The sequence below is a fragment of the Jatrophihabitans lederbergiae genome (genome assembly GCF_031845305.1).
Lineage (GTDB): Bacteria > Actinomycetota > Actinomycetes > Mycobacteriales > Jatrophihabitantaceae > Jatrophihabitans_A > Jatrophihabitans_A lederbergiae.
Genome location: NZ_JAVREH010000024.1, coordinates 45,844 through 57,881 on the forward strand (window position 1 = coordinate 45,844; position 12,038 = coordinate 57,881).

Here is a 12,038-nt window from a genome sequence, read left to right on the forward strand (position 1 = left end):
TCAAGCTGAGAACTACAAGCACAGACTTTGAGGAGTTCACATGGCACGCGCGGTCGGAATCGATCTCGGCACCACCAACTCCGTCGTCGCCGTACTGACCGGTGGCGAGCCGGAGGTCATTGCAAACGCGGAGGGCTCGCGGACTACCCCGTCCGTCGTCGCCTTCGCCAAGAACGGCGAGGTACTCGTTGGCGAGGTTGCCAAGCGCCAGGCCGTCACGAACGTCGACCGGACCATCCGTTCGGTCAAGCGCCACATGGGCACCGACTGGTCGGTGGACATCGACGGCAAGAAGTACACCGCGCAAGAAATCAGCGCCCGCGTCCTGCAGAAGTTGAAGCGCGACGCCGAGGCCTACCTCGGTGAGACCATCACCGACGCTGTCATCACCGTCCCGGCGTACTTCAACGACGCCGAGCGCCAGGCCACCAAGGAGGCCGGAGCGATTGCCGGTCTGAACGTCCTGCGGATCGTCAACGAGCCGACCGCCGCGGCCCTCGCCTACGGCCTGGACAAGGGTGAGAAGGAGCAAACCATCCTGGTGTTCGACCTCGGTGGTGGAACCTTCGACGTCTCGCTGCTCGAAATCGGCGACGGCGTGATCGAGGTCAAGGCCACCTCGGGCGACAACCACCTCGGTGGCGACGACTGGGACCAGAAGATCATCGACTGGCTCGTCGAGAAGTTCAAGGCGGCGCACGGCATCGACCTGACCAAGGACAAGATGGCGCTGCAGCGGCTGCGCGAGGCGGCCGAGAAGGCGAAGATCGAGTTGTCTTCGTCGCAGCAGACCAGCATCAACCTGCCTTACATCACCGTCGACACGGAGAAGAATCCGCTGTTCCTGGACGAGCAGCTGAGCCGTTCTGAGTTCCAGCGGATCACCGCTGACCTGCTCGAGCGCACCAAGGTTCCGTTCCAGAACGTGCTGCGTGACGCCGGCATCCCGCTGGACCGCATCGACCACGTGGTCCTGGTCGGCGGTTCGACCCGGATGCCCGCGGTCAGTGACCTGGTCAAGGAGCTGACCGGCGGCAAGGAGCCCAACAAGGGCGTCAACCCGGACGAGGTGGTCGCCGTGGGTGCCGCGCTGCAGGCCGGTGTTCTCAAGGGCGAGGTCAAGGACGTCCTGCTGCTCGATGTCACCCCGCTTTCGCTGGGCATCGAGATCAAGGGCGGCATCATGACCAAGCTGATCGAGCGCAACACCACGATCCCGACGAAGCGATCCGAGATCTTCACGACCGCGGACGACAACCAGTCCAGCGTGCAGATCCAGGTCTACCAGGGCGAGCGCGAGATCGCGGCGTACAACAAGAAGCTCGGCGTCTTCGAGCTGACCGGCATCCCGGCCGCTCCCCGCGGCGTGCCGCAGGTCGAGGTCACCTTCGACATCGACGCCAACGGCATCGTCAACGTCTCCGCCAAGGACCTTGCTTCGGGTAACCAGCAGGGCATGACGATCACCGGTGGATCGAGCCTGTCCAAGGACGAGATCGACCGGATGATGAAGGATGCCGAGGCCCACGCTGCCGAGGACAAGGGCCGCCGTGAGGCAGCCGAGGTCCGCAACACCGGTGAGCAGCTGGTCTACCAGACGGAGAAGTTCATCGCCGACTCCGGCGAGAAGATCGCCGCCGAGTCCAAGACCGAGCTCGAGAACGCGCTGGCCGAGCTGAAGACCACTCTGGCCGACGCCGGCGCGAGCAACGAGACAATCCAGGCCAAGACCACCGCCCTGAACGAGGTCAGCAGCAAGGTCGCCACGGCGATGTACGCCTCGGCCTCCGAGGAGACCGCCGGCGCGGACGGCGGGACCACCACCGGTGGTGCCGGCGCGGGTGCTGACGACGTGGTCGACGCCGAGGTCATCGACGAGGAGAAGTAGCAGTGAGCGAGCAGGGAGCGGATGAAGCTGGCACCGGGGCAGACAAGCCGGCGCCAGGCTTCACCTTCGCGAACAAGCGCAAGATCAACACTGACGGCTCCGCCGTGTCCACACAGGGCGCGCCCGAGCCGGCCGGTGACGACGTCATCGAGGGCGAACTGATCGACAGCACCCCACCGGCCGAGGTCGATGCGAACGAACTGCTCGCGGCAGAGCGGCTGATGGACCTGCAGCGGCTGCAGGCCGAGTACGCCAACTACCGCAAGCGGATGGATCGGGACCGCTCCGCGGCGCGTGAACTGACGATCGGCTCGGTCGTCGAGTCACTGTTGCCGGTGCTCGACGACATCCAGCTGGCTCGCCAGCACGGTGACCTCGACTCCGGTCCGTTCGCCAGCATCGCCGAGAAGCTGGAGGCGACGCTGAGCAAGTACGGCGTCGAGCGTTTCGGCGAGCCGGGAGCGGCGTTCGACCCCGCTGTGCACGATGCCCTCATGCACGTCGAAGCGGAACTGGCCGAGGGGACGCAAGGCACCACCGTGGTCGCTGTGCTGCAGCCCGGTTACCGCATCGGCGAGCGGATCATCCGACCCGCCCGGGTCTCGGTGGCCGATCCGCAGTAAGCCGTCGACCGCGGTACTAAACAAGCGTGGTACGGACCAGCTGCGGCAAGAACCAGCCCCAGCGAGAACCACCACGTAAGAACCATGGCTCGGGCCGCCCGCCGAAACGGTGGGCGGCCCGACCATCCAGACACCTATAAAGGAGGTACGACGTCATGGCTAACCAGGACTGGTTCGACAAGGACTTCTACAAGTCCCTGGGCGTCGCCTCTGACGCGTCGGATTCGGACATCAAGAAGGCCTACCGCCGGCTCGCCAAAGACCTGCACCCTGACAAGAACCCGGGTGACGCAAATGCTGAGCAGCGGTTCAAAGAGGTCAGCGAGGCGTACTCCGTGCTCTCCGACGCCGAGCAGCGCAAGGAGTACGACGCCGTCCGGACGATGAGTCACGGCGGCGCCCGGTTCACCGCGGGCTCCGGCCCCGCGGGGGGATTCTCCGATGACGTCTTCTCCGGATTCTTCGGCCGGCAGTCCGGCCGCCAGGCAGGCGGCGGCAGCAACATCAGCATCGAGGACCTGCTCTCGGGCGCGTTCGGCAACGGCGCGGGCGGTGGCTTCGGCCAGTCGCCCCGCGTCGGGAGCGACGTCGAGGCATCCACCTCGCTCACCTTCCGCCAGGCAGTCGAGGGCGACACCGTCACCCTGCGTCGTGGCGACGGGTCCACGGTCACCGCGCGAGTTCCGGCAGGCGTCAAGGACGGCCAGAAGATCCGGCTGCGCGGCAGAGGCAACCCGGGCCCGGCCGGCAACGGCGACCTGATCCTCACCGTGAACGTCGAGCCGCACCCGCTGTTCGGCCGCTCCGGTGACGATCTGACCATCACGGTTCCGGTCACCTTCGCCGAGGCGGCGCTAGGCGCGAACATCGCGGTCCCCACCTTCGACGGCTCCACCGTGACGGTGAAGCTGCCGCCGGGCACACCGTCCGGACGGGTACTGCGCGTCAAGGGCAAGGGCGTGCAGCGCAAGGACGGAACGGCTGGCTACCTGCTGGTCACGGTTTCGGTCGCTGTGCCGCAGAAGCTCGACTCGGCGGCCCGCGAGGCGGTCGAGGCCCTGGCCGCGGCGACAGCTGGCGACGATCCACGAGCGGGGCTGTTCGCCCAGGCAAGGCAGGCCTGAGATGGCTCCCAGGGTGGGGCCGGCTTTCGCGGAATCTGCTGCGGTGTTCGTCATCTCGGTGGCCGCCGAACTTGCCGGCATGCACCCACAGACGCTGCGCCAGTACGATCGGCTGGGGTTGGTGTCGCCGCAGCGCACCGCGGGCCGGGGGCGACGCTACTCCGCACGTGACATCGAGCAGCTGCGCGAGGTTCAACGGCTCTCGCAAGAAGAGGGCGTGAACCTCGCCGGCATCAAGCGAATCCTCGATCTCGAGAACCAGGTGCACGCCCTGCGCAGCAGGCTCGCCGCGAGCGAGAGTGAGCGCCGTGAGGCCACCTCATCACCGCCCGCCGGTTCGGTGCAGCGGCGGCTCTTCGCGGCAGGCTCGGCCGGGGACATCGTGTCGATCCCGTTGCGCCGCCCGTTCGCCGATCCGTCCACCGCGCTCGTGGTGTGGCGGCCGCAGGCCAAGAGCCAACAGTCCTGAGCTCTACCCGTGGTGAGCACGGCAGTCATTGACTCCACGACGGAGCTGCCCGCGCACACGATCCGCCGAGCCGGCTCGGCGCGCGGGGACAGCCGCATCCGCACCGGCCGGCAGCACGAAAGGCAGGCACACGAAAGGCAGGCACACGAAAGGCAGGCATCAGTACGGCAGTCTGCAAGACTTGAGCGGAACAGGCTCAACCTTTGTATCGTTGATTCCAGTGACGCCGGGCACCCGCCCGAGCGAATTGATCAACACAGCGACAAACAGGGGGAGATAGACGTCATGGATCTGACCACCCTCAGCCAGAAGGCGCTTTCCAATGCGGCGCGCGACGCTGCTCAGCGCGGCAACCCAGCCGTGGAGCCCGTTCACCTGGCGGCAGCCCTGCTGGCCGATGAGAACGGTCTGGCCCGTCCGATGACCCAGGCAGTGGGTGTCGACCCGGCGCGGCTGGTGAGCGAACTCAACACACTCGTCTCGGCACTGCCGGCAGCGGCCGGTTCGACGGTCTCGGCACCGCAGCCCTCGCGCGGTCTGTTGAGCGTGCTCGCTGCCGCGGAGCGGATCGCCAAGGACGCCGGTGACGAGTACGTCTCCGGCGAGCATCTGCTGCTGGCCCTCGCCGAGGTCACGTCCGAGGTCTCGGCGCTGCTGACCAGGGTGGGCGCGACGCCCGGCGCGCTCCGAGAGGCGCTGACCCAGGTCCGGGGCTCCACCCGGGTGACCAGCCCCGATCCCGAAGGCACCTACCAGGCGTTGGAGAAGTACGGCGTCGATCTGACCGCGGCCGCCCGTGAGGGCAAGCTCGATCCCGTCATCGGGCGGGACTCCGAGATCCGGCGCGTCATCCAGGTGCTCAGCCGCCGCACCAAGAACAACCCGGTGCTGATCGGCGAGCCAGGCGTGGGAAAGACCGCCGTGGTCGAAGGCCTGGCTCAGCGCATCGTGGCCGGCGACGTTCCGGAGTCACTGCAGGGCAAGCGGCTGGTTTCTCTGGACCTGGGCGCGATGGTCGCCGGTGCCAAGTACCGCGGCGAGTTCGAGGAGCGATTGAAGGCCGTCCTCACCGAGATCAAGGACTCCGCCGGCCAGATCCTCACCTTCATCGACGAGCTGCACACCGTCGTCGGAGCCGGTGCCACCGGCGAGGGCGCCATGGACGCGGGCAACATGCTCAAGCCCATGCTGGCCCGCGGTGAGCTGCACATGGTCGGCGCCACCACCCTGGACGAGTTCCGCGAGCACATCGAGAAGGACCCTGCTCTCGAGCGCCGGTTCCAGCAGGTCCTCGTCGGCGAGCCGTCCGTCGAGGACACCATCGGCATCCTGCGCGGATTGGCCGGCCGCTACGAGGCCCACCACAAGGTGCAGATCTCGGACGGCGCGCTGGTGGCCGCCGCCACCTTGTCCGACCGCTACATCACGTCCCGGTTCCTGCCTGACAAGGCCATCGACCTGATCGACGAGGCCGCGTCCCGGCTGCGGATGGAGATCGACTCCCGTCCGGTCGAGATCGATGAGCTCCAACGCGCGGTCGACCGGTTGAAGATGGAGGAGTTGGCACTCTCCAAAGAGACCGATCCGGCCTCCATCGCGCGGCTCGCGGCGCTGCGAAGTGAGCTGGCCGACAAGACCGAGGCCCTCGACGCGCTGAACGCCCGTTGGGAGCGCGAGAAGTCCGGCCTGAACCGCCTGGGCGAGCTGAAAGAGAAGCTGGACGATCTTCGGACGCAGGCCGAGCGCGCGCAGCGCGAAGGTGACTTCGAAACCGCGTCCCGGCTGATGTACGGCGAGATACCGGCGACGGAGAAGGAGCTCGCCGTAGCGTCGGAGAGCGAGCAGGCACCGGCAGCGGACGTCATGGTCAAAGAAGAAGTGACCGCCGATGACATCGCCGAGGTGGTTGCTGCCTGGACGGGTATCAACGCCGGACGCCTGATGGAGGGCGAGACGGCAAAGCTGCTGCGCATGGAAGAGGGACTGGGCGCCCGCGTCAAGGGCCAGCGGCAGGCGGTGCAGGCAGTGTCCGACGCCGTCCGCCGGGCCCGGGCCGGTATCAGTGACCCCAACCGCCCGACCGGCTCCTTCCTGTTCCTCGGCCCGACCGGTGTCGGAAAGACCGAGCTGGCCAAGGCGCTCGCGGAGTTCCTCTTCGACGACGAGCGGGCGATGGTCCGCATCGACATGAGTGAGTACTCCGAGAAGCACTCGGTCGCCCGGCTCGTCGGTGCCCCGCCCGGCTACGTCGGTTATGACGAGGGTGGGCAGCTCACCGAGGCGGTCCGCCGCCGGCCCTACTCGGTGGTGCTGTTCGACGAGGTCGAGAAGGCGCACCCGGACGTGTTCGATGTGCTCCTCCAGGTTCTCGACGACGGTCGGCTGACCGACGGTCAGGGCCGGACGGTGGACTTCCGCAACGTGATCCTGGTGATGACGTCCAACCTCGGGTCGCACATTCTGGTCTCGGAGATGGTGGACGCATTGAAGAAGGAAGCGGTGCTCGAGATCGTCCGGTCGCACTTCAAGCCGGAGTTCCTGAACCGCCTCGATGACATCGTGGTGTTCGATCCGCTCAGCACGGTCGAGCTGGCCGGCATCGTCGACGTGCAACTCGCTGCCTTGCAGCGGCGGCTCGAGGGTCGCCGGTTGGTGCTGGACGTCTCCGATGCGGCGCGTGAGTGGCTGGCGCTCAACGGTTTCGACCCGCTGTACGGGGCTCGGCCGCTGCGGCGGCTGATCCAGACCGCGATCGGTGACCGGTTGGCCCGTGCGCTGATCGCCGGCGAGGTCACCGACGGTGACAAGGTCCTCATCGACGTCACGGAGGACCGATCGGGCTTGACGGTGAACGACGTCCACTGACGGCACCGTGCTGGTGGACCGGCGTGCTACTCGGGCTGCGACGCGGGTAGCACGCCGAGCCACCTGGTGACCGATCGTTGGTAGCTGAGCGCCAGCATGATCAGCGCCAGCAGGCCGATGACGATGGGGACGCCGGCGCTCACGTCGCCACGCAGCCACCAGAAGCCGCTCAGCACGAGGATGCCGGTGCCGGCGGCGGTCATCGCGATCCGCCCGCCGAGCCGCCCGGTCAGAAGTGCAAGACCGCCCAGGGACGACGCGAGAGCGAGGCCGAAGTTGACCAGCGCCATCACCACGTACCCGGAGTCCGTGCCCCGGTAGAACGACCGGTCCGGGGCGCCGTAGTCATCCTGCAGCCCCAGGATGGCCAGCAGCACCATTGCCAGTAACCCGAGCGTGACGCCGAGCGCGATGGCGATGATCCCGGCCATGGTGGCGGGTCCCGGGGCTCCCTGCTGGTGCTGCCTGGAACGCGCGTGGTACTCGTCCGCCGCCACCGTGTCGGTGCGTGCTGCCGGAGCCGGTGTCGGGATGGTGACGTTGTACGGATCAGCCAGGCTGCCCCGGTACGGATCGGTCGTCGGCGTTCCCGCCAGTTCGCGCGCGTCTCTCTCCGGCGCGCCACGATGCCGTGCTGCTGCCATACGGTGACGGTAACCCGGATGAACCATGCGGCGCAGCGTCCTGACCCACCGGACGGGCGACATATTCCCGATGGCGGTCCCCGAAGCGAAGAAGTTCGATAGATTCTGGCGGCAAGCGCCGGTCCGGTGCATTGCCTAATCGCTGAGGAGACAGCAATGACGCAGTGGGGAAGCGACCCGAACGGCGACTCGGCCGAGAACAAGCCGTCTCAGCCGGATCCCTGGGCGGCGCCGCAGCAGGGGCAGCAGCCGGACCCCTGGGCCGCACCGGAGTCAGGACAGGAACCGGGCCAGCAGCAACCGGGCCAGCAGCCACCGGGCAGCCAACAGCCGCCGAATTACAGCCAGCAGCCCTATGGCCAGCAGCAGCCTGGCTATGGCCAACAGCCGTACGGTCAGCAGCCGGGATACGGCCAACAGCCCTACGGTCAGCAGCCGGGATACGGCCAACAGCCCTACGGTCAGGCCGGCTACGGCTCCGCGCCGCCTCCTTACGGGTACAACCAGTATCCCGTGGCCGGGCCGGGAGCGCCGGCCAACATGGGCCGCCGATTTCTCGCCTTGCTCATCGACCTCATCATCCTCGGCATTATCAACACGATCATCCGGTCCATCTTCGGAACCTCGGGTGGTACGTCGCTCACCGGCATCCTGGTTTCGCTCGTCATCGACTTCGGCTACTTCGGCTACCTGATCGGTGTCCGCCAGCAGACCGTGGGAATGATGGCGCTGAGTATCAAGGTCGTCGACGCGTCGAGCGGTGGCGCGATCGGCGTCGGCCGCGGCCTGCTGCGCTACCTGGTGCAAGCCCTGACCGGGCTGCTGTGCCTCGTCGGCTACATCTCGCCGTTCTTCGACGGCACCAAGCGGTACCAGGGTTGGCACGACAAGGCGGCGCGCGACTTCGTCATCTCGGCCAAATAACACGCCACGAACATGCGCCACGCAGTGAGGGTGGTACCCGCGACGGTTGCCGGTGCCGCCCTCGCGGCGTTGGCAGCGTTGTACGTGATCGATCCCAATTCCACGTACGTGCCGCTGTGCCCACTACACGCGCTGACAGGGCTGTGGTGCCCGTTCTGCGGTGCCACTCGCGCGACCCATGCACTGCTGCACGGCGACCTCGGCACCGCCCTGCACGACAATGCGTTGCTCGTGTGCGCGATCCCGCCGGTGGTGCTCCTCGGATGGCACCGGGTACGCGACGGCCAGCCGATCCACCACCCGCTGCCCGGGGCGGCGCGGTGGGCACTGTTCGGGATGGCCGTTGTTTTCACGGTGCTGCGAAACCTGCCCGCCGGATCGTGGCTGGCTCCGCCGGTCTGAGCCGCCGGTACGCTGCTGCAGATGAGCATCAACCCCGCCCCGGCGGCTCCGGAGGGATCGGGCCAACCCGTCCGGCCCGCCCGTCCCCGCAGCATCGACTACGCGGTGTGGGCGATCCTTGCCCGGTGCGTCTTCGCACTCGGTGCGGCTTTCGCGCTGTACGGCACCCGCGCCGATGCACGACGGACCGTGGCCAGGGCAAACCCCACCTGGACGGCCCGGCAGATCGAGGACTACATCACCTCGGCGTTCCGGTCCAGCATGGTGGTCACCATCGTCTCCATCCTGCTGGTGCTGTTGCTGGCCAAGCTGATCCGCGACGGCCGCAACTGGTCACGATGGCTGTTCGCGGTGCTGGTCTTCATCGTTCTCGGTGACGTGCAACGGGTGTTCGGCTTCTTCGCCAGCGGCAGCGTTGCCTTCCGGGTGCTGTCGGGGCTGACCGGCCTGTCGGCCGCCGCCGCCCTGGTGCTGCTGTTCCTGCCTGCCTCGAATGCGCACTTCCGGCGCCCCGGCACGGTGGCGGTATCGCCGTTGCGTGCGCTCCTCGGTGCCCGCACGCAGCCGCTCCGCACCCCCGCCAGTTCCCGCTCGGGTACCTCCGGTTCAGGAACGGTCGATCCCGCCACGGCTGAGTCGCCAGCGCAGGCGTCGGCCACCTCACCGTTCCCGAGGCGTCCGGCTCCCCGCGCGAAGTCGCGAAAGCAGCGCACCGAATGAGCTGGACGCAGCAGCCGGACGCCGCGCAGCTGACCGGGTTCGCCCTGATCACCGGCGCGACCGCCGGGTTGGGGGCCTCGTTCGCCCGCCGGTTCGCCGCGGAGGGACGGGACCTGGTGCTGGTCGCTCGCGACGCCGAGCGGTTGGAGTCCTCGGCCGCCGACCTGCGGAGCCGCTATCCCGTCGAGGTCGAGGTGCTGTCCGCCGATCTCGGTACAGAGGACGGCCGGACGGCGGTAGCGGATCGGATCGGTTCTGTCGACCGGTCGGTGGACAGCGTCGTCAACAACGCCGGCTTCGGACTGTATCGGGCCTTCGGCAAGGCCTCCCTCGCCGAAGAGGAGCGCCTGCTGGACGTCAATGTCCGGGCAGTCCTTGCCCTGACCCATGCCGCGGTCAACGCCATGTGCCCCCGCGGACGCGGCGAGATCATAAACATCTCGTCGGTGGCGGGGTTCGTGCCCCGGGGCGGGGCGACGACGTACGCCGCGGGCAAGGCCTGGGTAACGACGTTCACCGAGGGGGTCGCCTCGCTGCTCGACGGAACCGGGGTGCGTGCCACCGCGGTGTGCCCCGGTTTCACGCATACCGAGTTTCACGCCCGAGCGGCCGCCGACATGAGCAGCACCCCGTCCTGGATGTGGCTCGACGCCGACCGCGTGGTGGCCGACGGATTGGCCGATGCCCGCGCGGGCAAGGTGGTGAGCGTGCCGAGCAGGCGCTACCGGGCCATCCTGGTGCTCATCAAGCTGCTGCCGCGGTCGGTGGTGCGCAAGGCGGTGGCTCGTCGCTGACCGGGCACACCGCCGTCGCTAGGGTTGCGCCATGAGCGATCGGGACGAACTGCTTGCACTGATCAAAGACCTGGCCGTGGTGCAGGGTGCGGTGACGCTGTCCTCCGGCCAGCAGGCCGACTACTACATCGACCTTCGCCGGATCACGCTGCACCGCAAGGCCGCGCCGCTGGTCGGGCGGGTGTTGCGGGAGCTCACGGCGGACTGGACGTACGACGCCGCAGGCGGCCTGACCCTGGGAGCGGACCCGGTGGGGACCGCCATCATGCATGCCAGCGCGGGCGAGGTGGATGCCTTCGTGGTCCGCAAAGCCGAGAAGAAGCATGGGATGCAGCGCCGGGTCGAAGGCCCCGAGGTCGGTAGCCGTCGGGTGCTGGTCGTGGAGGACGTGTCGACGACCGGATCCAGCCCGCTCACCGCTGTAGCGGCTGTGCGTGAAGCGGGCGCTGAGGTGGTCGGCGTGGCCCTGATCGTGGATCGCGGCGCCACCGCGGCCATCCAGGATGCTGGGCTGGAGTGCCGGTCGGCCTTCTCGCTGGCCGACCTCGGTCTCGCGTAACGGGCACGGGTGTCTGACCAACTCGCCGGCATGGGCGACGCGACGCCCGACCTCGATGTCGGAGTGGGCCCGCACCCCCAGCCGTGGCCCGTCGGTGTGCAATACGACCCTGACCTGTTGGCGCAGGGGGACCGCCGCAACGTACGCGACCACTACCGCTACTGGACGGTCGCGGCAATCGTGGCCGACCTCGATACCCGTCGGCATGCCTTCTCCGTTGCCATCGAGAACTGGCAGCACGACGCCAACATCGGGACGGTCGTGCGCACCGCCAATGCCTTCCTTGCCCGAGAGGTGGTCATCGTGGGCCGAAAACGCTGGAATCGACGAGGGGCGATGGTCACGGACCGGTACCAGCACGTTCGTCACGTACCAACGGTCGCCGACCTCGTCCAGCACGCGGGCACGACCGGGTCGACGATCGTGGGCATCGATAACACCGCGGGGTCACGGCCCATCGAATCGGCGGAACTGCCCCGCCAGGTGGTGTTCCTATTCGGCCAGGAGGGACCGGGACTCACGGAGGACGCCCGTCGGGCTGCTGCCGTGACACTGTCCATCGCGCAGTTCGGCTCCACCCGCTCCATCAACGCCGGTGTCGCGGCGGGGATTGCCATGCATGCGTGGATCCGCCAACACGGCGCTCCAGAGGCGACGCTCTGAACCAGTTGACCTTGCGTAGAGGACTCAATCTCGATCGTGGACGCTGCAACCACCAGCGAATTTGGAGTTCCCACGGCATCGGAGGTATCGTCGTAGAAGTCGCAGGGACGCGCTCAACGAGCGGGTGAACGCGGCAGCCGGGACGAGCGAGGCAATTTTTGCACTTGCGAATCGTACCGAGTATAGTTTTATAGGTTGCCTGATCGTGCTTCACAAGCTGCGAGAGGTAACACCGAGACGTGCCTGGGTTGGGTTTTGACTTGGTGGGTTGTGTCGGGTAGTGTTTGTGGGGTTGCCCCGGAGTGGACTTGGTGGTCTGTGATGGTGTGTGCCTGTTCTTTGAGAACTCAACAGTGTGCCGAA

General features: G+C 67.5%; 12 protein-coding genes. 11 read left to right on the top strand and 1 reads right to left on the bottom strand.

The window, feature by feature from the left end; all coding sequences use genetic code 11:
• The first annotated feature begins 40 nt into the window (after positions 1 to 40).
• The 5 genes from dnaK to clpB all read left to right on the top strand — a co-directional run bounded on the left by dnaK (position 41) and on the right by clpB (position 6,969).
• Positions 41 to 1,888: a molecular chaperone DnaK gene (gene dnaK, locus RM423_RS16125; RefSeq protein WP_311424071.1), complete on the top strand. Its 1,848-nt coding sequence runs from the start codon at positions 41 to 43 to the stop codon at positions 1,886 to 1,888.
• Between the two features lie 2 nt (positions 1,889 to 1,890).
• Positions 1,891 to 2,511: a nucleotide exchange factor GrpE gene (gene grpE / locus RM423_RS16130; RefSeq protein ID WP_311424072.1), complete on the top strand. Its 621-nt coding sequence runs from the start codon at positions 1,891 to 1,893 to the stop codon at positions 2,509 to 2,511.
• 155 nt (positions 2,512 to 2,666) lie between these two features.
• Entirely contained in the window at positions 2,667 to 3,635 is a 969-nt protein-coding gene (locus RM423_RS16135) for a DnaJ C-terminal domain-containing protein (RefSeq protein ID WP_311424073.1), read from the top strand.
• Between the two features lies 1 nt (position 3,636).
• On the top strand, positions 3,637 to 4,104 hold the full coding sequence (locus tag RM423_RS16140) for a heat shock protein transcriptional repressor HspR (RefSeq protein ID WP_311424074.1): 468 nt from the start codon (positions 3,637 to 3,639) through the stop codon (positions 4,102 to 4,104).
• 276 nt (positions 4,105 to 4,380) lie between these two features.
• Complete coding sequence (clpB, locus tag RM423_RS16145) at positions 4,381 to 6,969, top strand: ATP-dependent chaperone ClpB (protein ID WP_311424082.1); 2,589 nt, start codon at positions 4,381 to 4,383, stop codon at positions 6,967 to 6,969.
• A gap of 26 nt (positions 6,970 to 6,995) precedes the next feature.
• On the opposite strand, the gene RM423_RS16150 is transcribed toward clpB, so the two are convergent.
• Positions 6,996 to 7,613: a hypothetical protein gene (locus RM423_RS16150; RefSeq protein WP_311424075.1), complete on the bottom strand. Its 618-nt coding sequence runs from the start codon at positions 7,611 to 7,613 to the stop codon at positions 6,996 to 6,998.
• A gap of 156 nt (positions 7,614 to 7,769) precedes the next feature.
• Here RM423_RS16150 and RM423_RS16155 point away from each other — a divergent pair, with 156 nt between their 5' ends.
• Genes RM423_RS16155 through RM423_RS16180 form a run of 6 tightly spaced genes read left to right on the top strand, consistent with a single transcriptional unit; the run spans position 7,770 to position 11,675 of the window.
• Positions 7,770 to 8,537 carry an RDD family protein gene (locus RM423_RS16155; RefSeq protein ID WP_311424076.1) on the top strand — a complete coding sequence of 256 codons (768 nt, stop codon included), beginning with the start codon at positions 7,770 to 7,772 and terminating at the stop codon, positions 8,535 to 8,537.
• Positions 8,538 to 8,549: 12 nt separating this feature from the next.
• Positions 8,550 to 8,939, top strand: coding sequence for a DUF2752 domain-containing protein (locus tag RM423_RS16160; protein WP_311424077.1), 390 nt, complete (start codon positions 8,550 to 8,552; stop codon positions 8,937 to 8,939).
• 21 nt (positions 8,940 to 8,960) lie between these two features.
• Complete coding sequence (locus RM423_RS16165) at positions 8,961 to 9,659, top strand: hypothetical protein (RefSeq protein WP_311424078.1); 699 nt, start codon at positions 8,961 to 8,963, stop codon at positions 9,657 to 9,659.
• Complete coding sequence (locus tag RM423_RS16170) at positions 9,656 to 10,453, top strand: SDR family NAD(P)-dependent oxidoreductase (RefSeq protein WP_311424079.1); 798 nt, start codon at positions 9,656 to 9,658, stop codon at positions 10,451 to 10,453. The genes RM423_RS16165 and RM423_RS16170 overlap by 4 nt, the downstream gene beginning before the upstream one ends.
• Positions 10,454 to 10,484: 31 nt before the next feature.
• A complete protein-coding gene (gene pyrE, locus RM423_RS16175; protein ID WP_311424080.1) occupies positions 10,485 to 11,012 on the top strand; it encodes an orotate phosphoribosyltransferase in 528 nt (175 codons plus the stop codon).
• A 30-nt stretch (positions 11,013 to 11,042) separates the two neighbouring features.
• A complete protein-coding gene (locus RM423_RS16180) occupies positions 11,043 to 11,675 on the top strand; it encodes a TrmH family RNA methyltransferase (protein WP_396327749.1) in 633 nt (210 codons plus the stop codon).
• Positions 11,676 to 12,038 lie beyond the last annotated feature (363 nt).